This is a genomic window from Bacillus cereus group sp. MG1 (assembly GCF_040460035.1).
Classification (GTDB): Bacteria; Bacillota; Bacilli; order Bacillales; family Bacillaceae_G; genus Bacillus_A; species Bacillus_A cereus.
Genome location: NZ_JARVGY010000004.1, coordinates 248,031 through 270,661 on the forward strand (window position 1 = coordinate 248,031; position 22,631 = coordinate 270,661).

Here is a 22,631-nt window from a genome sequence, read left to right on the forward strand (position 1 = left end):
CGCACCTGCAAGAGATGCGACTTTCCTTTAATAAATTGATAGAGTATATCTTTATAAGGATACTTTCGTTCAACTATTCTGACGCTTTTTATTACATTCCATCAATAATCTCAACTTTTAAACCATCTAATTCATGTACCAATACAGTATAATCATCAATTGTTTTTGGTTCGTCAATATTCCGTTTAACCTCTAATAAACGGTGTACTTTTGCAGAGGAGTATTGACCAAGTTTTGAATTATGATCCCACCAACAAACTTTATGCACTTCTATACTTCCTTCAGGGCGTGCTGCTGATGCATCATTTTCAAACAATGTAACCAGTGCATTTTTAATCTTCTCCGCATCTTCGTTAGTAAAACCTGTCTTTTTTGCTAACTATGTATTAATACTTCCATAAAAGACATATACTCCAAAATCAGCACGATACTTCATACTCATCGTATCAGCACCTTTATCCTTACCAAGATCAGAATTTACACTTTTCGTAATCTGCATACTAGTAATATCAATCGGATCAACACTAGTTGCCGTATGAATTGAAGTAGGTCCCCTTACTCCAACAAAAACACTAAATTACTATCAATTATCTTATCAGTCTTACTCCATACACCTACAAGAGATGCGACGAAAGTAATCTAGATAAGGCAGCAAGTAATTTAATTTCAATCCATGCACCTATATAAGGTGCGACTTGTTTTTCACAAAGCATTAATACCAGCTACATATTTCAATCCACGCACCCATATAAGGTGCGACTTCTTTTGATCCGTAAGAACGTTCCATTTCCATATTTCAATCTACACACCTATATAAGGTGCGACGTCCCTTCCATCGGCGGCAGCTCATATTCAATTATATTTCAATCCACGCACCTATATAAGGTGCGACTCGATTCCACTTGTTCAGGCTCTTTGAATATCATATTTCAATCCACGCACCTACTAGAGGTGCGACATCCATTTGTTGTTACTTATGAACTACCGCCAATGATTTCAATCCACGTACCTACAAGAGGTACGACTTTTCTTTAATAAATGGTTGATTAACTTTTTAATAAATACGCTTTCCTTCAATTATTCTAACGTTTTCTTCATTACAGTCCATCAATAATAGCCACTTTTAAAATATCTAATTCTTTTACCAAAATGTTATAGTCATCAATTATTTTTGGTTCGTCAATGTTCCGCTTAATATCCAGTAAACGGTGTACTTTTGCGGAAGAGTACTGGCCAAGTTTTGAATTATGTTTCCACCAACAAACTTTATGTACTTCTATACTTCCTTCAGGGCGTGCTGCTGACCCATCATTTCCAAACAATGTAACCAGTTCATTTTTAATCTTTTCCGCATCACCTTTGGTAAAATCTGTCTTCCTTGCTCATTGCATATGAATACTTCCATAAAATATATAAGCTCCAAGATCAACACCATGCTTCATCCCCATCGTATCTGAACCTTTATCTTTCCCAGGCTCAGACATTACACTTTTCGTAATCTGCATACTAGTAATGTCAATCGGATTAACACTAGTTGTCGTATGAATTGAAGTAGATCCTCTTACTCCAACAGAGACACTAAATTACTATCAATTATCTTACCAGTCTTAATCTACGCACCTATATAAGGTGCGACTTCGATTGAACAAAAATTGATTCTTCCATATCCTATTTCAATCCACGCACCTACATGAGGTGCGACGATACCGTTTGAATCGATGTTTCTCATAGTGTCATTTCAATCCACGCACCTGCAAGAGATGCGACTTTCATTTAATAAATTGATAGAGTATATCTTTATAAGAATACTTTCTTTCAACTATTCTGACGCTTTTTATTACATTCCATTAATAATCTCAACTTTTAAATCATCTAATTCATGTACCAATACAGTATAATCATCGATTGTTTTTGGCTCGTCAATATTCCGTTTAACCTCTAATAAACGATGTACTTTTGCAGATGAGTATTGACCAAGTTTTGAATTATGATCCCACCAACAAACTTTATGTACTTCTATACTTCCTTCAGGGCGTGCTGCTGATGCATCATTTTCAAACAATGTAACCAGTGCATTTTTAATCTTCTCCGCATCTTCGTTAGTAAAACCTGTCTTTTCTGCTAATTGCGTATTAATACTTCCATAAAAAACATAGACTCCAAAATCAACACGATGCTTCATCCCCATCGTATCTGAACCTTTATCTTTCCCGGGCTCAGAATTTACACTTTTCGTAATCTGCATACTAGTAATATCAATCGGATCAACACTCGTTGCCGTATGAATTGAAACAGGTCCTCTTACTCCAACAGAGACACCTTTTCCAGCTCCCCCTTTAAAGGCAAAAACTTGTCCAAAGCTTCTTACATCAATCCACTCTTTACATGCAATTGCAGCAAATTGTTCATGTGGATTATCCTTCGATTTTAACGCTTTGACTAAATCTACATTGGTTTCTGCTCGTTCCCTTAAACTATTAAATTGGTCTACCTTCCTGTCATTTGATTGAACAAAAATAGATTCTTCCATGTCTTGCAGACGATTTCTAATCTTTCGTTTAATGGCTACATCAGAGATTTCACCATGTCCATCATAATTTTGTCTTGGGCGATTTCCATTCAAAGGATCTCCATTTGGATTAGCTTTTGTAACTGATAGAACAACTGCAAAATCGATTTTGTGATCTAAAGTTTTCATTTTTAATTCTCCTCTCCAATATTTACTACATCATTTAGTGAAACATTTTTTTCTTTTTTTTGATACAATTCATGCCGTTGACTATAAAAGCCTAACAAGTATTTTCCAGACAGTGGTTTATTATTAAAATCTTCAATTTTTATCATTGAGCCAATCTCATCAATTAATTTGTTATAATACCAAACTTTCTCCCCTAAACGTGCTTGATACGGTTGTAGGGCCCCTTGAATGGTCCTCCATGTTCTTTCCGGATGTTGTGAAAAGGAATTCATATATCTCCTAGCATTTGTAGCACGTTGGTCACCATTATTTAATGCCGTTCTTTCCAAAACATCCGCAACCGCTAGAAGGCGTCCGAAGAGATAATCTCTATTATTATTTTCCTTATCTAATACCAATTGATATCCCTCCATTTTATTAATTAATGCACATGTAATACTTAATGTTTTTTCCCATTCCCATTTTTCCATTGATAGAGGGTTTGATGCACGCTGAAAGGCACTTCTAACAATGTCGAAAGGGATTTTTCTCTCATCTATGATGCAAGGAAGCATACGCTCCATCAAACTCTTGACTACTTTTTCGTTTGCTTTTGGCCCATAAGCAGCAAATGCAATATCTCTGGTTGACGGTGTCCCATAAAATTTAACAAATTCATTATCTGCATTTTTACGGTAACCATGCTCCCAGACACATGTAGAATGCCAGTTCTTCAACCTATTTAAATAAAGGTTTTTATCCATATTACGATAGTAAAGAACCGCTAATCTACCTGTTGTCGCTGAATCAAGCAAGAGAATATTTACATTTTCACTGGAAGATAAATTATTTTTATAACCATCAATTGCCTTAGCAACTTCATTGGCAAATTGTTCATGTGTATAGGATTTTATTTCTCGCTTTTTAGTTCCTCTTATATCCATAGAAAATATACTGTAACTATCCTCTACAATATCTGGAACATCTTCTGCATCATTGCCCCATACAAGAAATACACGTTGATCGATAATTTTTCCTTGCTTGTTAATAAGCCATTTCAATGCATTATGTGCTTTTTGGGACACATCATAGCTAATATTCGCTACTTCATTTGACGTAGTAAATCTTCCTCTAAATGTGAAACCTCTTAAATCATTTGAAGAGATTAACTTTGCTTGATCACTGGCATTTCTAATCTTTTTCGCATGTTTATCAGTACTCGGTTTTATTTCCCCTGTAACATAGCAGTAATCTTCATTATCTAGGAGGCCATCATAGAAATTAATAAAGGAGTTATGTATTTCTTTGTCTTGCCATACCTTTGATAGCATCTTATTTGGAGAATACACGGTAAATCTAACAAACGCGGCTTCTTGGCCAGCTGGAAGCACTGTAAAGATTTCGGGCTTGTTCCCCAGAAAAACTTCAACTTTTTTATCCCATTTTCCAATCAGCTTTTGGTTTTCATCAAGCCATAATATTTTGGTTTCTACCAAGTCTTTCACTAATTGTTTTTTTCTTAAGTATTTGTAAATGCTTTTTAATTTATCTGTAGAATATGGGGATTCTACCCAATTCCTTAGGTGTTCGATATAATAGCCAAATGACTCCTCTTCTTTTTTACTGCCGCCGTATTCACCAAAATCACCTGCAACGTAAGTTAATTTATCATGTAATGGATGAGGAACTTTATACGCTCCGGTACCAGACCTACTTGCAGAGTCTTCTGTACAAGGGATCAATGTATTGGCGTCGCTCTTATCTATGACTGTTGCTGAATGGAACTCCCCTTCTTCTGTAATTAAAACTTCAATATTTGCTGACTGAGTAGTGTGGGAAATAGGTAGCAATGTATATTCTTGGCCATTATATTTTTTTTCAATTTTACCGACTCGATCTAAATTTGATTGATAGGTCTCATACAAATTCAATAGCCAACTCATTTATTCACCTCCTTCTTCTAATTGTTTTATAAGCTCATCAACTGATTCAACGTTTGAACTGTCAAAAATCTTTGGATCCATCTTGGATATTTTACGGATTTTTGTACATTCTTCTGGTCGGATGAATTGAATAATTCCATCTCTCATTACCGGATTCCATAATCGAACTTCTAATTCATTCCTACCTGTTTCATCAGGATAATTAAGCCCATGAACCATTGTGCCTAAATGAATATCTCCACCATAATTATCGTAAAAGCCTTCTCCTTCGCCAAAAACACAAGGCTCCACATATCCTTGGCATTCTCTCGTTCCTAAAAAAATGTCTCGCCGTCCTCCAACTTTAAGTGAACGTTTTAGGATGTTATGATGCTTATATTCATTACGATCAAAAGCTAAATCAGGTCGATGATGATTAAAGATAAAATGAGCCTGAACTTGGTATCTTACATTCTTTAAATATGTGTAATTTGCGAGTGTATTTCCACCACCATATTCAATTGGACGAATACCTTTTGATTCCATTTTGATTGCATTCATAATTCTTATTTTATCTACAATCATAAGAAGAGTTGGCTTCCAGTAGATTGATTCAACAATCCCTTTGATAGCTTGATAAGTTGGTACTTGGTAAGTTAACTTTTCTCCTCCCATTTTCATCAAAGGATCTGTGAAAAGTGCGTAATCACCAAAAACCTCAAATTCAATAGAATTCCGCAAAGATTCTTCCTCCTTTTTCATTTTCATTTTCTATATTTTTCTAGTAAATTAATGATACTCCTCCTATGTAACTATATCAATATTTAGCGATTATATATTATATGAAATTTAAGAATTCTTTTGATGTGGTATAAAAACATCGATTAAAAACCCTATCTCAAACAAAGATAGAGTTTAAAATATAGCTGTCTTAAAATCGCTCTCATTAAGCACATTCAAACCATATTCATCATTATAAGCACTTTCCTTCAAGGCTAGAATTTTCCCATCAAGATAGTATACGAGTCCATCATTTATTATCAATTTTTCTTTTTCATAGTTGAATACGTTAACTGTATACTGCTGTGCCTTTCGTAATAATCGAGTCAGATCCTCAATGGAATTATTGCTATTTAATTCTGCGATAATATCCTTTCCTTCTTCATATGGGACAATAACTGAAGTGGTTATATCATCAATGACGTTAAAATGTTTGGCCGCTGTCTGGTAGCTATTTATAATAAATAATGGAATATCTTTTTTATCATGTTTATGAATATATGCTCGACGATAGCTATTTTCTATTCTTGGTACGGATAATAACTCAGTCATGTTCTTTTTTAGTTTTGGAATAAAGTAATCTAAATCTGATTCAAATTCTCTATAATATTCTTTAAAATACCTCTTCATTGCCTCTCTTGATAAAATATGTCCTCCATGTATTTTATCGTTATGTTTTAAATCCATAAGGATTTTCTTCGTAATTTTCTTTCCAATTTTAATTTCCTTTAAATGACTTAAGTTTTCCTCTTCATAATCAATCACATAGACATTCTGTATGCCCTTTTCCCCGTGGCGATTACATCTTCCTGCAGCTTGTGCTATAGAATCTAACCCTGATAAAGAACGAACAACACACTCAAAACTCACATCTACACCTGCTTCGATTAACTGTGTGCTGATGCAAATGATTTTTCTTCCTTCTTTGAGACATTCTCTAACTTCTTCTAAAATTTTATGTCGATGTGCTGCACACATTGTTGTGCTTAAATGATAAATAGGGATATTTAATCCTTGACTCTGTAATTGTGTATATAAATCTCTCACAACTGATTTTGTATTTAGAACAATGAGGATACTTTGTACTTCCTCTATTTTTGTATGTATAAATGTTTTGAGTTTATCTTTATTAAAGATTTCATTAGTTGCTTGATCAATGATTTTCACCCTTTTAAATGCTTCAATTACATGATCAAGGTTATTAATCATTTCAGCATCCGTATTTATGTCTAATTTTTGTTCTACAAAGTCCAAAGCAGGTTGAGTAGCAGTGCAGAGGACTATACTGGAACGAGTATATATTTTTAAAAAATTCAATGCTTGATTAAATAATGAAACACATGAAACAGGAACTTTTTGCACTTCATCAAAAATAATAATTGCCTCACTTAAATTATGGAGTCTTCTAGTATTTCTATTTCCCTTTGCGTAAAACACATTTAGAAACTGAACCATGGTTGTAAAAATAATAGGAGAATCCCAATTATCTTTAGCTAATTTTAATTTTTGTTGTATGCTAACCACACCGTCTTCATTTTCATCATGCTCATTCACTTCTTCAACTATATTTGAATGATGTTCTAAAATATTTTCTTCATCCTCTAATATTCTTCGAACCTCTTCCGCATTTTGCTCGATAATTGTTGTAAAAGGTACAACATAAATAATTCGTTTTTTATTATGGGTGTTTGCATGTTTTAGTGCATACCTTAAGCTTGCTAATGTTTTACCACCACCAGTTGGAATAGATAACGTATATATTCCTGATGGCCTCTCAGCGAACTGATCACACTGATCTGACATGTCTGCTCTCAACATGTTAATAGGGGTATTTGCATTCTGCTGTTTTTTGAAAGAATTGATTTTTGTCATGAGTCTCTCGTAGTATTTCTCAAATAACTCATCAACATTTATTACGGATTCTACACTTTTTTCTTCTTCAAATAATCGGGTGTTTGTTCTATCGGCATCAATTAATGTACTAAAGATGAATTTAGTTAAAAACATTAATTGTTTTTCAGCATTTTCTGGGGATTCTTTAAGTAGGAAACTTTCTAGTTCTACAGTAGCTTTGTCCACATACTCATGAAAATCTTTCTCTTTCATGACATGTTTAAAAAAGAATTGTTGTGTAACATCAAATCCTCTTAATTGCTTATCTCGCACTCTATTTAAATAGGGCGATTCTAAATCTGGATTTAAAAAATCTTGAAGGTATCCGTGGTGAGAAATAATAGCATTTCCCACTATCTCAGATATTATCCCTTTGTAAGGAATCATATTTTCTGTATGGAATAATTGATATAACAATTTCCCCCCTGCAGTTGAATGGTCAACACTCCCCTTTTTAGGTGGAGAATTAGGATTATTTACTGCTTCCAATATATATTCTTTAAACTCATTGGTGTATTTCCCCATATCATGGAGCATACCGGCTAAACCAGCTAAATGTTTTATACCAATTTTTTCTCCATAGGTTTCAGCTAGTTCTTTTACTCTTAATAAATGCTCTTCGACTGTTTGTACTTGACTGTCACTCTCGCGTATATGAGCAATGTAGGTCATTCAATCTCCCTCCATTTTATACTGTTTACTTTTGTATTAGATACTGCAGATATAGATACTTCTAGTTGAGTATCTACTAAACTATTTCAATCCAAGCACCTATATGAGGTGCAATCATGACTGAATTTTGTCAAAATTGTGATATTATATTTCAATCCACACACCTATTTAAGGTGCGACTATGAGCGTTCCAGATAAATATAAACCCGAGGTAATTTCAATCCATGCACCTATATGAGGTGCGACTGAAAACGGAAAAACAATTGAGCTAGTTGCAAAATTTCAATCCACGCACCTATATAGGGTGCGACTATGGGCATTCCAGATAAATATAAACCCGAGGTAATTTCAATCCTCACACCTATATAAGGTGCGACTGGTCTAACATCTAAAGCCATTAATAACTCCTAATTTCAATCCACGCACCTATATAAAGTGCGACTGCAAAGACGATCATAACGACTGGAGCAACAAAATTTCAATTCACACACCTATATAAGGTGCGACATACACTTTTTTTGATTTCTTCTACTATCTTCATTTCAATTCACGCACCTATATGAGGTGCGACTTTAAAACGTGCATAACCTAACACTTTCCCATTGTATTTCAATCCACGCACCTATATGAGGTGCGACCACTCGGAACTAATAACGCAAACATTGCCACCCAATTTCAATCCACGCACCTATATGAGGTGCGACTTTTTTACTCGGATACTCTAAAGGTGTAACAATAATTTCAATCCACGCACCTATATGAGGTGCGACACCGATTTGTGCTCAAAATCAATCACAAATACGTTAATTCTATTCAAAAATATAAAAATATTTTTATTTATTAAAGTATTTTGTATAAAAATCATAAATCCCCATCATACATTATGAGAATTCTAGGTGCGAATGTACTAGGAATTTCATGTTTGCTATACATTCGCACCTAAAAAATCAAAGGACTTTCTAAATCAATTCATTCTTGTACACCGATATATTTAATTTTATTTTCATAGCTATTAGCTAACTAATAAACAAGAATGTATAGTTTTATAATATGATGAAGAATTTTATTTATTAAATCTTCTAATCACATCGTTCTACTTCTTCCTTGCTAATTCAGCACCTTCACGCTTCATTTGTTTTAATACATCAACGTACACATGAATCGCAGTAGCAACCTCATTCTCAACATCTGTAGAATGTTTCGTGTAAAATGTTCTTATTCCTTGTTTATTAATCCCTGGATATAAATTCTCTGTTTCTCCATTTTCAATTACTGCATAAATACCCTCTTGCCGAGAAATTACTAATTTTCTATAATCTTTCCAGACTGAATCAGGCTTTTCGCTAAAACCCCAATTAATAATTATGTGGAAGTTACAATTCCCTATATCATATCCAAAAATTTTCTTAGTATGGGTTTTTATGCTTGCAGTATCTTTCCCTTTCAATATTAGAGCTTCACCCATTAGTAAGTCTTTATTTTGATGAGAACGAATTACTATATCCCTTTCTCCTATTCCCCCTCTATCTCCCATCTCTTTCCGTGTGTATCCACCTCTACTCTGAGTATGAGTAATCCAACCAAAGGTATCTACTAAATTAGAATCCATATGTGATTTAAATAAATCCGTATATCTATCCTCTTCAGCAGCTTTATTCTGAGATGGCGTAACAATTGGTGATAAATTCTCGATTGTCTTTAAATTATCAAATATTTTCCCTACCAGGAAACCCCACACACTTTCTTCTTCATTTCCCGTAAACAGTTTGACTTGTTCTTCTGGTCTTAGCGTTTTTAGTTTGTTAATACTACTAGCTCTCAACTCTATATTCTGTCTTAATGAACTAATTTGCTCTCTATACTCACTTATTTTCCCATCATTATGCTTTCTACCTATAATTATCCCTTTGGTCGTTGCAATATTTGTATTTTCAGGATTTAATTCTTGAGCACGGTCAATATATTTTTCAGCTAGCATTAGATTCTCTTTCTCTAAGTAACTCAATGCCATTAATTCATATATAGTAGCGCATGCAAAAAAACCACCGAAACCTATATAGTTCTTTTCACCGGATCTTTGCTCATAAAGCATTTCTACCAAGGTATCCCAACTATATTGAGATTCTAAAAATTTTTCCGCTGATTTTATTACTTCATTATGCTGATTCAACTTAGAATATACTACTGCTAATCCAAGATATGAATACTGTGGAAAATAATCATTTGGTCTATCATACGCGTCTATTTTAAAATACTTGATTGCTTGATTAAAATAATATGCACTATTTATAAGATTATTATCTGCTTGATATACCTCTCCCAGTATACGATAAGTCTCTGAATTATCCCCATGTATTTTTATAGAATTTAATAAACAATCTATTGCAGCTTGTAAGTTATTGGCATGAAAATACACCTTTCCTAGCAGTAACAACACTTTACTATCAGTGTCCTTCCCCTCCAAATTTTCTAATAAATCTATTGCTTTTTCATATTCTTCTAAAAGATAGTATCCTTCCGCCAAATCATATACTCCAGTTATATCTAGTGAATTCATAGACTCTAATAATACTATTTTTTTCTTATTGAAAAATTTATACGAGTAAGAATCAACCATATCATTAAAAACATATTTGCCATTGTAGCCATAATTTATTATCGATCCGTCCCCTGTTAATTCAACCCTTTGATTTCTCATTAACCCCTTGCATTTTAGGCAACATTCGCTAATGTTATAAATTTCCATTTCATCCTTAACTAGCTTTACTAAACCACTCCAACTATCTTTAAAGTTTCTTAATTGAAAGTCATTACAACAATTTCTACAAATATTATCCCCAGCTATATTGCAATGAAAATCATTGTTGTTTGTCTCACAAACCCTACATTTACACAATTTGGTTCCCTCTCTCCAATTACCTTCTACTTATATATTATCTACTCTACTTTATAAAACCAAAACTTTATATTAATCTTCACTCTAATCTCAATTAAACCTTATTTATTTATAAAATAAGCATACGAAAAAGACCTAACCATTACTTTAGTTAAGTCATTTTTTAAGAATATTTTTATTTAAAAATAAAGCTTGTAGTAATTTAACTAATTTTAATAAGAGCACTTCCGCAGTTTATACTCAATTTTTATTTTCACGAACATGAGCAATATAGGTCACCCTATCTTCCCCAAATACATAGTTTAAAACGGAACCATTCTTATTTTCGAAGTAAGATTCTTCTATTTAAAATAGATAAACCAAAAAATGTCCCATACAAAAGTATAGAACACTTCAAAACTTGCATAATTTAAAACGCTAATTTATAATCATCATGTTTTTCAATAAAGTTTATAAATTCCTCATTGTTCATATCTGCCCTAGTATCTACTAAATTGCATGATTTCTGAGAATAATAAACATTTCTACCAATTATCTTACTGTCCCTCATAATTTGTAATAATGACTTTTTCTGTTCACTAGTTAATGTTGGATTCTTTTTCAAGGAATTCACTAGAATACAATTATATGATACAGGTCGCAGTTTTTCACAATATTCCTCATGACTAGTAACTCTGACAAGTTCCAATAATTCACCTTTTCTCATATTTGCTTTCCAAACATTGTAGACACCTTTTATCTCATTACTCAAAATAGAAATCTTATTTACTTTATCTTGTAACATCGCATGCGCATAAAGAAAAATAAATCGTTCGCCAGCATCTTTCAAGGACTGCGAATAAGCTTTTTCAATATCCTTACATGATTTTGCCTCTCTTAGTTCACCTTGAATAGCAATATTACTTATTGAATTTAGGGCTATCTCTTTATACTGAAGGAAGGCTTCCTCCTTACTACCATAACCCTCTGCAAAAATCTGATAATTATGCTCAACAGATTCAAGATAAATGGGAATATGTAATTCACTCATTACCTGATAAAAGTTCAAATATTTCTCATCAACCCACTGTTGTCCAGGTAAATTCCTAATAGCCTCTTCCATTACCATTTCCGGTACTATAAATACTGTTCCTTTGTAACATGTCATTAACTCCTTGAAGGAACTTTGCTCTTCTCTTGCCAACTTTGCTAAATCTGATAGGACATTATTATCCAATATATAATAGTGTGTAACCCTATCATTTTTCCTACCATCTTGTAAATAAGGTTCTATTCCATTGCATTTTGAATCTTGGTTCGTCTCTGGTGTATTGGTTACTTGGTCCATTTATTTGTTCCTCCTTAAATTTCCATTCGAATAGCCTCCAGTTGTTTGAAATGCTGATTTGCTAGATTTTGAATACTTTCAAAATCTGATTCAAGCATATTTTCTTGAACGGATTCTGATTCAAGTAATTTATTTAATCCATCAATCTTAATTGCTTTTGTAGGTTCTAAAATTGAAAGATCAAAATCTTGTGGTAAATTATGGCGGTAATCATGATCAATAATTCTCTCTGCATCTTCCATACTAATCAGGTTTTCTTGTGCTAATTTAATTACCATAGTTTTATAAGGCAATTCAAAAGCTGGAATTAACCTAATTACATTCTTCTCCAAAGAATCATTAACGTAATTTAATTTTATTTCTTGAAATAAAGTTTTTAATACATCATCATTTATTAACAACTCTGCAGCAAAAAGATTTGCTCTACGCTCATTTTCATTTAGGACTGGATTATTCACAAAAGTTACATCATCCGCATTTTTGATTCGATCCTTTTCAAATTCAAAATGATAGTATTCATGTGCCCAAACAAAATTCTCATATGTTTTCGGTTGTAAAGTATTTATGTTTATATAAAAAGAGCCATTTCGATATAACACCATTCCCCCATAAGATAAAGATTTGCTCGGGAAAAGTAGTACTTCTGTTTTCTGCATTAAATAATTACGTATACTTTCTATAGTTTTATATTTAAAATGAATTCCCTTTTCAATTGTACTTTCTACGTTTACCAATATTGAAGGAAGTATTTTTTGATTCTGCTCTATAACTTCCCTGATATTAGTGCTATTTATCATTCTTCTTCACATCCCTTTGTAGATAAAATTCAACGTTGTATACTCCAAAAATTTATAGGCTATATTTAATGTTAAGTATTAGATAAAAAATATTATATAAAATCATTTCTATTTAAATTATTATAAGGCTTTAATAGTTCAATCATTCTTATGAAATCGTCTAAAGTATCTAAAGTATTTTTGAATTCTGTTTCTTCGCCCTCAACGGCTACATAATTTGCAGCTGCAAAATTTCGTATATCAGATCTTTTTAATTTATCTTCTAATTTTAATGGTGGTTTAAATTCTGAATTATAGAAATAAAAATCATCTTTTATTCCAAACAATTCGTTTATTTTTTCTATTCCTTTTGTTAAATCGCCCTCTCCTTTTAATAGCTTATAAAAAGTCGCCTTTGGAATTCCGCCTTTATCCATAACCCATTGATGAGTTCGTCCTGTCGCCTCTAAGTATATCCTAATGTTTTCACCCACTATTTTTTTCATTTAATTCCCTCCTTGTTATCCATTATAACACTAGTATCTAAAAAAGATACCAAATAAGCGTAAAAAACTTGATAATATCAGTTTCATATTTAAAAATGAATAAATAGTATCTAATTTGTATACAAATCTATATTAACCACTCCAAAATTCTATAAATTATAATTTACAGAATTTTAAATACCCTATTATTTTCTTACATAAAAAATATTAATGGATAAATATCATATAATTTTTTAGATATATAATATAAAAAGACTACGGGAATTTTAAAAAAACTTAAGTATTTGATATGAGTGAAGCCGAATAGAGATACATGAAAAAACACCTCGTATGGGAATGAGAAAATCTTATCTAGAAGAAATTATCTGGAAAACAATCGAGCTGAAAAAACAAAGGTACACAAACAAAGAAATTATGGATCAATTAGAAGTTAAAAATTAAGCACAGATTAAAACTTGGATGAAGTGGCATCGTGAAGGTGAAACGTATTGTTTTAGTCGCCCTGTAGGAAAACAATATTCTTATAGAAAAGTGCCAAAAGAATTAAATGAATTGGAACAAATACGCTTAGAAAATAAACACTTAAAAACAAAATTACTTATATACGGAAATTATCTGGAAATTAAAAGGAGTTGAAACCGGAATTTGTTGTTACTTTATGGAACTGTTTAAACATAAAAATAACTGTAAAAGAATTGTGTAACGTATTAGAATTACCCTGTTCCACATTTATCGGTGGTTATAACGAACAAAATATTTTATAGATAAGGTAAAAAAGAAAATCTAGGACATCTGTCTTAGGCATAAATTACGATATGAATATCGAAGAGTGACTCCTACTCTTCGGCTTTGTGAATCATAAAAAGTATTAAGACTTATGAGACAAAATTATATTCTTTCAAAAGTGTGCCAAAAAAAGAAATACATCAATGGTGTGGAACCAGGGATAGACCCTCATCGATTGGAATGTCAATTCGATTCATCCATACAAAATGAAACATAGTTTACGGATATGTCTAATCTATTATTTGGTGAGCGTAACCTTTTAGTTATCAACGATTATGGATACCTTTAATCGTGAAATTATTAGTTAAGTCATCAAGCAATTATAAACACTGGCATTAGCAGTGAAGACATCAAAACAAGCAATAAGAGGGCAAAAGTAAAAATGTCCTTCTACAATCGAATCAAGGAAGTATTTATACAGCAAGAAGTTTCAAGCGTATGCCAAAGAAAACGACATAATTATCAGTATATTCCGGAGAGGAAATTGCCATGATAATGCCTTTATAGCAAGCTGCTTTGGTCATTTAAAAAGTGAAGTTTTCTACTCACAAAAGATAACAAAAAACCAAACAAAACTGTGCGAAAGATGGTACTAGTATACATCCATTCCTAAAATTGTGTGCGAATTCAAGAAAAATCAAACCACCTGTCCCCTAAAGAATTTAGGTAACAGATTAATTAGGTGCTTTATATGTTTTAGAAATATATCCTATCAATTTTTTTAATTTATAGTTTTGTACATGAATTTATTATTTTATGTTATTTTTATTATGTTATTCTAATATAACATTAATATGTATTCAGTTCGAATAATTTATCCTCAAAATAGGTTTAATATTTCATAGATTTCCGATGGTTATTTTTGAATTTGAACAGCGTAAAAATTCAAAAGGTCTTGTATATTAAATTGTTTTTTAAGTGGGTATGGTAATTGCTATATTTTTTACATCGATAGTAGAACTGGTGATAATGTTATTAAAAGGTATAATTATTAATAGTAAGGAGAATTATATGTTTGATTTTGAATTGGAGTTATTTAATTTTTATTCGAAAAAGTTAAGTAAATGGAATTTAGTTTATAAGTATGTTTTAAAAAATATTATTTTTTTGGTTGCTACTTTTATTTCAATAGCCGCTTTAGTTATTATTTCTTTAAACATCTTTGTCGAACATGATATTGAATTTGATTCTTTCTATATTTATATGATTTTCTTTTTTGTTTATATGATTTTGTTTTTGGTATGTATGCATTATGTTGTAGTAAAACCAGCTATTTTGATTTCTGTTAATAAATATAATATCTCGTTTAAAAGCAAACAATGGCAAGTTTTTATTTGTTTAATTGTTCAATCATATTTATTTAAGAAAGAACTTTTAAATAATGATCCTAAATTCAATGAAGAGTCATTACAATTTTTAATACAGGTGTTAAAGGAAAAAAAAGAAGAAACCGAGAAATTAAATGTATTAAAACTTTTGTCTAGCTATGGTTCTTTATTTTTCTTGTTTACGATTCCAGTATGGTCAGCTTTCAATAGCTGGGTTTATAATCATGAAATTAAGACATCAGCAGAAGCTATTCAGTATCTATTAATGTTAGGTTTTTTAATTTTTATGTCTGTCTTTTTAATTTGGATGCCTTTTAAAAAAAATTTTTTAGAAGAATTGTTTAGTAAGGAATCAAGTAAAATATCTGATTTGATAAAAGCATTGGAGAATATTAATTTTTCTTTGAAAAATTTTTGTCATCTTAAATCAGAAAAATCAGGGGTAATAAAACAAAGTACAATTGATTCTATTATTAAGGAAAATACTAATTAAATTAATTTGTTTATCAAATATAAAATATATATTCATTTGTATTTAAATATCCATTTATTTACACAACAACTAACCATATCTTTACTCGAAACTTTTAGTTTTAAACAGGTAGATCAGAATCTACTTAAAAGGTATGTAACTCCCATATTCTCTCGCCCAATTGTTGAATAAACCTTGCATTTTTTTAACAACTTTATAACAGGTGTTTGATTCTGTTAAGAAAGAGGTGAAAATTATATTTGACGAATTTATAAATGCATTATGATTTTAATAAAGATACTATTTTTAATCCGTGTAACTGTATAATCAAAAAAAGCTATTGGAAACATACACTTTTCGTTTGTTTCCAACAGCTTTTTTTGATTTATATTTAACCATAATTTACAGCAGATTAACTACCTCTTGACGCTCAATCCATTTATCTAACTTATTATGTGTTTCTTCGCTTAATCTTTTTCTTTTGCCTATTAACAATTTTGAAAGATTAGATGGTGATATCTCTATTTCTTTTGCCATATCTCTTAAACTACACTTATTTTCTTCTTTATATTGGAGAATCTTCTGCTGATACCAATTAATATCCCTATTTACCTGTTGCTGTTCTAATTGAGATGTTTGAATTTCTTCTATCTCCATATCCTGTACTTCTATTACTGGATCTTTTACCACTGTTTCCATCAATTTATTCTTAGGAGTTATTTTTTTCTTTTGTAAAAGCTCTTGCTGTAACGATACTAACTCATCAGTAGGTGTAACCGTTACTTTAAGGTTTAACCAATAATTCTCAAGCCAGTTACGCCCAGAACATTTCCCCTCATCAATCGGTGTTTGGTATTGCCATTCCTTGATGACTTCATCACGCATTAAGTCATCAAGTGTCTTTTCGAATACACTTCTTATTCTGGCAGGATTTTGATTCATGCTTACACCCATAACACTTATAAGACCTTTTGGACCACCGATTGAATAAGGGTGTACTAAATGCTGATAAGCTTGCTGAATTCGCCATCTCCAACTTAAATACCTAGTCAATCTTTTATGATATCGCTGTTGTTTACTGTTGTATTCAAGGGCCTTTTTCGATAACAAACCAGTCAATTTTTCTGATCCATATAAATACTTAGATAAAAATGTTCCAGGTGCAACATTCATACTTTCAATACCTAACATTTCATCGGTATCAATATCTTTAGCAAATACTATTTCATCCATTACGAATAGTCTTCGTACTCGTTGCTTTTTATAAGCAAGTGACTCATTTGGATTCTCATCATCATTTAGTATAACTATTTCATTATCTTCGTTTACATATATAAAAATACTTGCCAGTGCAGCTAAACGCTCCATAATCTTTAAACGGTCCTCTTTACGATAATAGGACTTACCATTTCTCACCTGCTTCATACTACACATTTCTAATATTTCTTCGTAACCTATATGTACTGGACTACTTTCCGTGCTTGCTGACTTCACCCATATTTCTGTTACAATATCCAAGCAATCAGCAGTTAAATCATCCATTACACGATCAACAAAAGTAGAATCAACTAATGTATTCCATCTATTTAACTCCCCTGCGCCTCTTAATTTCATATCACCATCATTAAAACGTGAAGATACCACAACAAGGCTATTACTCTTATCTGGTAGCTCAGCAATATGGGCATTCAATTCCTTATCTTCTGTAAAATTATTTTTTGCAATTGTGTCTGTTAAATGGTACATAAAACCAGCACTACTATGTTCGATGAAGCTCTGCTGCTCCTCTGTATGTTTTTTTTCTTGTTTTTGTTTCACTAAAAGAATTTCAAATTCTTTTTCTATATCATTAGCAAGTAATTCAAATACTTCTGGTCGGTATCCTTCTATTTGAGCAACAATTTCCATAATACCAACACCTTGGGATTCCTTATACGATATCCAATTTGCAAATTTTTTAAAGGAGACAGATGTGTACATAGGATCCTCTAAATAACTAACATCGCTATTAATTAACGTACAAAGTCCTCTCCATTTATTAAAGATTCGTTCGTTATTTTCTATATTTTGAAATAGTGGGTATGCCACTAATAATGTACTTTGAAACAATTGTTTTAACTGATCCATATTCTCCTCCTATTCACCTAATATGGTGCGCATACTTATTTATGTACTAATTCTTCTTTTGAATTATCTGCTAATAATTTCAATAAATTTACACATCGCTCTTTAATTTCTTTTGAACGCATTAAATAAACTATAATTTTTTTTATTTCTTGTTTCTGTTCCGGTGATAATTCTGATACCAACGAAGGATGCATTATGTGAATATGTATATATCTCAAAAAATTATCGCTCATAGCATATTTTTTTATTTCTTGTATTACATTTTCCTTCTCATAAATAGATGGAAGGGACTTATCTCTGTATTTTGCTATAAACGAGTATACTATCCCGTCTATAGGTACATAATCATTATTAAAGTTTTCTTCAAACCTCTTTATAAGGCTTCTCATTCTGTTAACCACTAGCGCATTAGAATTATTTAAAGCATCACATAAATACATTAAATCTAAAATTAACATATTTGCAGTATCTTTGAAATTAACATTCTCGTGCAACCTTCCATGCGCTGCTGTATTTCTTAACTCAATAAAATCATACTTAAAATATTCATGACATTTGAACCGTCTATCTTTTTTTACTATCTCTTCTATTTTTCTATCCAAAGAGGTACGTTCTATATTTGCTGAAGAAACCCCTAACTCAATACAATAATCATATATTATCCCCTCAATTTGAAGAGGTATAATCTGGCAGAATAATTCCATCATATCTTCTTTATAAATTTCTATTGCTTGTTTAAGCATTCCTCTCTTATTAAGTACATGATTTTCCTCTATAAGAGATAATATTTTATTGTCAATTTCATGTGTAATTATATATCTATCCACACGTTCATTAAATTCATCTTTATTATTACTGTGTAGAAGTTTCAATTCATTTCGCTCTTGTAACGTAATAAATTCAAATTTATAATTCAATCCATCAAAAACTGACATTTCATATTCTTCTTCCCTACCTCTAAAAGCATATCGACTCGGTAACATTTGATTAAAACTACCGGAGCTAGGAAATCCATTTGGTTTACTCCAATCTTTTACTTCTTTATATATACATGAATTGATTTCTCCTGTCATATATTCACATATCACATCTTTCGCCTTATAAAGCTTTTCAGCTAAGTATTGATACTTTTTCTTTTCATATCTATCAATATCTTTAACTTGCTGTTTTGATTCATATTCTTGGATCATAAAATTAATTTTTCTTAAATCCTTCATTACAAGAAAAACCTCATGGTTAAAACATTCATAAGGCTCTTTATCCTCTTTAATTCCCATTATGTTATGAGCTACAAATAGATAGATTTCTTCTTCATCTGGTAACTGTTTTAATTTATAACCATATTTCTCACAAATTATTTTAGTAACTTCTTCTTTGTTTAGATTACATACATCGATTTCAAGAACATTATTTAGAAAGTGTCGTGCAAGTTGAGTCTTATTCACACTGAAAAATATACCATTGTCTATTAGTTTATAATTAACTTCTTCTATTCTTTGATCCATTCTCAATTCCCCTTATAAATGTTTTAAAAAAATTTCTCTTAATATTTTCTCCTGTATATTTAATCATACCTTGCTAATTTTTCAGATTCAATTTGTATTGTTTCTTCTTTTTCAGAGGAAACACTTTTCCCAAGTTACGCGTATAACGAAAAAAGAGGAAACACCTGCAACAAAATACACTACTTTTTGGAAACATATTCCTTCTTAAAACACAAAACAAGAAACACTTTTCCCAAGTCGTGCGCGTAACTTTTTTATAAACATGCCAAAAAACCTTTTATACCAATAGTTCTATAGTATCTTCGTTTTTTCAAAACATAAATAAACTCTATTTTTTTCCCAAGTCGCGCGCGTAAAAAAACGGAAAACAGGAAACATTTTTCTCAAGTCGTGCGCGTAACTAAAGAACAATGAGTAAAAAATATGATTAAATCAAGGTTTATTGTGATTTCCATGTTTCCTCTAGCACCGAAACAGGAAACACATTTTCACAAAAGTTGCACATAAAATTTTTTGTAACTTTTTTTTGAGGCCTTGTGGCTCAAGGGGTTAGCGTGTGTTTCCTCTTTTTAAAAACTCTCTTAAAGGGCACGTTTTTACAAAATTCGTTTTGATATAATCAAAATTGGAATATTTTATAGTCTTTTGGCATATATTTCTGAATTTGCAGAACGGAGGTGAAAAAGATGGGGAAATCATTTGTAATACGAAATCAACGTAGCTTAAATGGGGAAACAACCAATGCTGTGCTAGTAACACTCAAATCTTGGCAAAAGTTTGTGGAAACATTTGAGGAGAAATACTACAGCTATAAAGATACATATTTAGAAGATATTCTGCAGCACATGACATACGAAGAACGTATTGCTGACGTAGAAGGCTTTGTCGAAAAAGCCAAGCCATCTTTTTCACGTCGCGCAATGTCTGCAATTGCAGAAAAAACCGGAAGAAAACATAAATTATACGGTATTACGAATGCAGATCTTGAAGTATTCTTGTACTTACATAAAAAATGCTATACAAATGGTGTCATTCCAAATGTAACAATACATATGATGTGGGAAGATTACAAGCAATATAAAGAAGAGCTTGCATACATTCAGCATTCTCAATTCTATATCGCTTTGAAAAAGTTAAGCTTACATAACATTATATCTATTGAAAATGGCTTAGATGGCCGATATACAATCAAACTGACTCATTTTATAAACGAGGAAACAGAAAAAGCAAATCCATACGTATATATTAGTCCTGTTGTATTTACAAAGGCTTTCTTTAAACTATCTGTAGCAGCTAAGAAACTATTCTTAGACATTGCGATGCAACAACATACGGAAACAACATTAAAGCGTTCTTTGGATAAGCAGGATGAAAGAGGAAACAAAACTCACTTCGGTGGGATGTATTGTTTCTTACATAAAAAATATCCGCATCAAATCCGTGCGGTTATCGAGGAATTAACAACTGCATTACCATGTACAGGGAATCCCCTATTCAAAATTTGTAAAATGCAAAAAGGTGTAAAGCATACAAAACGATATACGACATTATATCTGTCTATCCATTCAGACTTCTTATGTTCGAAAGAAGCTGGAGAAGAACAACATAGGGATCCATTTACACCAAAAGCTACCTATGCTCGAAAAGCGAAATTTATCGAAGCAGTCCTACAAGAGATGAATATCGGTGAACTGTCTGCAGACATGAATAAATTCATTCATGTCTTAAAGCATACTTGTCACCGTCAAATTCGCAGTGTCATTCGCGGACTACGTGACATGGTTGATCGAAAAGAAGGATATCCAACGAAAATTGTATATACATTGAAGAAATTATTGCATCAAACATCTCAATATCAAATTCTCGATACAGCAGCAAAAGAAGGTATCTACCCTCTTATTGCGCAGCATATACCAAAAGAGAGAAATAGTGACCGTGAGCAAGCTGTCTTTAATTTCGGTTTACATTATTCTATGTACTCTCTTCACAACATTAAGAAGATGTTTAAGAATGTGCATGCACTACTGAAGCAGAAGTTTGCGGTACCAGTGACGGAAGAGTCTTATCACCGTAATTATCTAAAATACCAGGAAGAAACGTTATTTAGAAAATATGCATATGATCAGGGAGTGAATCTCCATGCATATATCGCTTTAGAAATTGAAATGCGTGAAAAACTAAAAGTTCGTGGCCATAAAGAACGCACGATTCCAAGTGATGTTCGTGAATGGTTTATCGAGGCAATTGATAAGCTGCCACAAGAAAAACTTCGCGTTATTGAGCTACCAAAGCAGTTTAATTTACTAGAGTTTATGCGTACCTTCGAACGTTTAGTACGTGCCGATGTAACAATAACAGCTCCAGATCAGGTGCTACACGCAATGGAAACAAAATAATAGTAACGAGCTCTCTATTTTTGAAAAAATCGAAATTAGAGGGCTATTCGTAGTTGTTTCATTCATACTCCTTTTCTACTACTCTATTTATAAATACAAAATCAGAAGGACTTCATGTAAAATGAGGTCTTTTTTTATGCACTTCTATACAAATTCTCTTCTAGCATTATAGAACTCTCCACATAGTGCTAGGGAGTATTCTTTTAAAGTAGTAAAACCTATCTCATAATACCTACAAAAAATCAGAAGAAAAATAATAAAAATAGTGGATATGAGGAAAAATATACTTGAATGTGAATAATATTTTCCTGATATCATTGTAACTACTAGTGTCGTTGTATTTATCTAATAAAAATCATCAATAATAATGTGAGTTATGTGTATATACTGAGTAATGTTAACAATTAGAAGCTTAATCTGGATAAAATGTGGGTAATTGAACGCTAGATACTGCTGTATTTAACAAAATAAAGAAAATAAAGCCTATTTCCATAGTTGGATAAATATAAAGTGATTTGTATCAATTTCTTTCCGATTTCATGTAGAAATATATAATTCTCTTTATGCT

The 22,631-nt window shown here is 31.7% G+C and carries 12 protein-coding genes and 3 pseudogenes; 3 read left to right on the plus strand and 12 right to left on the minus strand.

Annotated features, from left to right (window positions below; translation table 11 throughout):
- Positions 1-91: 91 nt before the first annotated feature.
- From cas7c (QCI79_RS32740) to QCI79_RS32785, 10 genes and pseudogenes are all read right to left on the minus strand, one after another.
- Positions 92-571: pseudogene (gene cas7c / locus QCI79_RS32740) on the minus strand (type I-C CRISPR-associated protein Cas7/Csd2); the annotation flags it as partial.
- A gap of 526 nt (positions 572-1,097) precedes the next feature.
- Positions 1,098-1,577, minus strand: a pseudogene (locus tag QCI79_RS32745) (type I CRISPR-associated protein Cas7); the annotation flags it as partial.
- A gap of 260 nt (positions 1,578-1,837) precedes the next feature.
- Positions 1,838-2,698: a type I-C CRISPR-associated protein Cas7/Csd2 gene (gene cas7c / locus QCI79_RS32750; RefSeq protein ID WP_000853368.1), complete on the minus strand. Its 861-nt coding sequence runs from the start codon at positions 2,696-2,698 to the stop codon at positions 1,838-1,840.
- A gap of 2 nt (positions 2,699-2,700) precedes the next feature.
- Entirely contained in the window at positions 2,701-4,620 is a 1,920-nt protein-coding gene (gene cas8c, locus QCI79_RS32755) for a type I-C CRISPR-associated protein Cas8c/Csd1 (protein WP_021728790.1), read from the minus strand.
- Complete coding sequence (gene cas5c / locus QCI79_RS32760) at positions 4,621-5,340, minus strand: type I-C CRISPR-associated protein Cas5c (RefSeq protein ID WP_003319726.1); 720 nt, start codon at positions 5,338-5,340, stop codon at positions 4,621-4,623. It abuts the gene before it with no gap.
- A 174-nt stretch (positions 5,341-5,514) separates the two neighbouring features.
- A complete protein-coding gene (locus QCI79_RS32765) occupies positions 5,515-7,944 on the minus strand; it encodes a CRISPR-associated helicase/endonuclease Cas3 (protein WP_021728789.1) in 2,430 nt (809 codons plus the stop codon).
- A 1,093-nt stretch (positions 7,945-9,037) separates the two neighbouring features.
- The gene (locus tag QCI79_RS32770) at positions 9,038-10,642 is read right to left on the minus strand and encodes a tetratricopeptide repeat protein (protein ID WP_223697915.1); all 1,605 of its coding nucleotides are present in this window, start codon (positions 10,640-10,642) and stop codon (positions 9,038-9,040) included.
- Between the two features lie 607 nt (positions 10,643-11,249).
- Entirely contained in the window at positions 11,250-12,167 is a 918-nt protein-coding gene (locus QCI79_RS32775; RefSeq protein ID WP_000373088.1) for a hypothetical protein, read from the minus strand.
- 14 nt (positions 12,168-12,181) lie between these two features.
- Complete coding sequence (locus tag QCI79_RS32780; RefSeq protein WP_000610947.1) at positions 12,182-12,964, minus strand: ImmA/IrrE family metallo-endopeptidase; 783 nt, start codon at positions 12,962-12,964, stop codon at positions 12,182-12,184.
- A 92-nt stretch (positions 12,965-13,056) separates the two neighbouring features.
- Positions 13,057-13,449: a hypothetical protein gene (locus QCI79_RS32785; RefSeq protein ID WP_000724860.1), complete on the minus strand. Its 393-nt coding sequence runs from the start codon at positions 13,447-13,449 to the stop codon at positions 13,057-13,059.
- Between the two features lie 330 nt (positions 13,450-13,779).
- On the opposite strand from QCI79_RS32785, the pseudogene QCI79_RS32790 reads away from it, so the two are divergent.
- Together QCI79_RS32790 and QCI79_RS32795 are read left to right on the plus strand one after the other, a co-directional pair.
- Positions 13,780-14,845: pseudogene (locus QCI79_RS32790) on the plus strand (IS3 family transposase); the annotation flags it as partial.
- A 401-nt stretch (positions 14,846-15,246) separates the two neighbouring features.
- Positions 15,247-16,056, plus strand: a complete 810-nt coding sequence (locus QCI79_RS32795; protein ID WP_000459233.1) for a hypothetical protein — start codon at positions 15,247-15,249, stop codon at positions 16,054-16,056.
- 381 nt (positions 16,057-16,437) lie between these two features.
- On the opposite strand, the gene QCI79_RS32800 is transcribed toward QCI79_RS32795, so the two are convergent.
- Together QCI79_RS32800 and QCI79_RS32805 are read right to left on the minus strand one after the other, a co-directional pair.
- Complete coding sequence (locus QCI79_RS32800) at positions 16,438-18,162, minus strand: helix-turn-helix domain-containing protein (protein WP_000372481.1); 1,725 nt, start codon at positions 18,160-18,162, stop codon at positions 16,438-16,440.
- Between the two features lie 35 nt (positions 18,163-18,197).
- A complete protein-coding gene (locus QCI79_RS32805) occupies positions 18,198-19,667 on the minus strand; it encodes a hypothetical protein (RefSeq protein WP_000372779.1) in 1,470 nt (489 codons plus the stop codon).
- 686 nt (positions 19,668-20,353) lie between these two features.
- Between QCI79_RS32805 and QCI79_RS32810 the strand changes: the two genes are divergently transcribed.
- Positions 20,354-22,063, plus strand: coding sequence for a hypothetical protein (locus QCI79_RS32810; protein ID WP_000520262.1), 1,710 nt, complete (start codon positions 20,354-20,356; stop codon positions 22,061-22,063).
- Positions 22,064-22,631 lie beyond the last annotated feature (568 nt).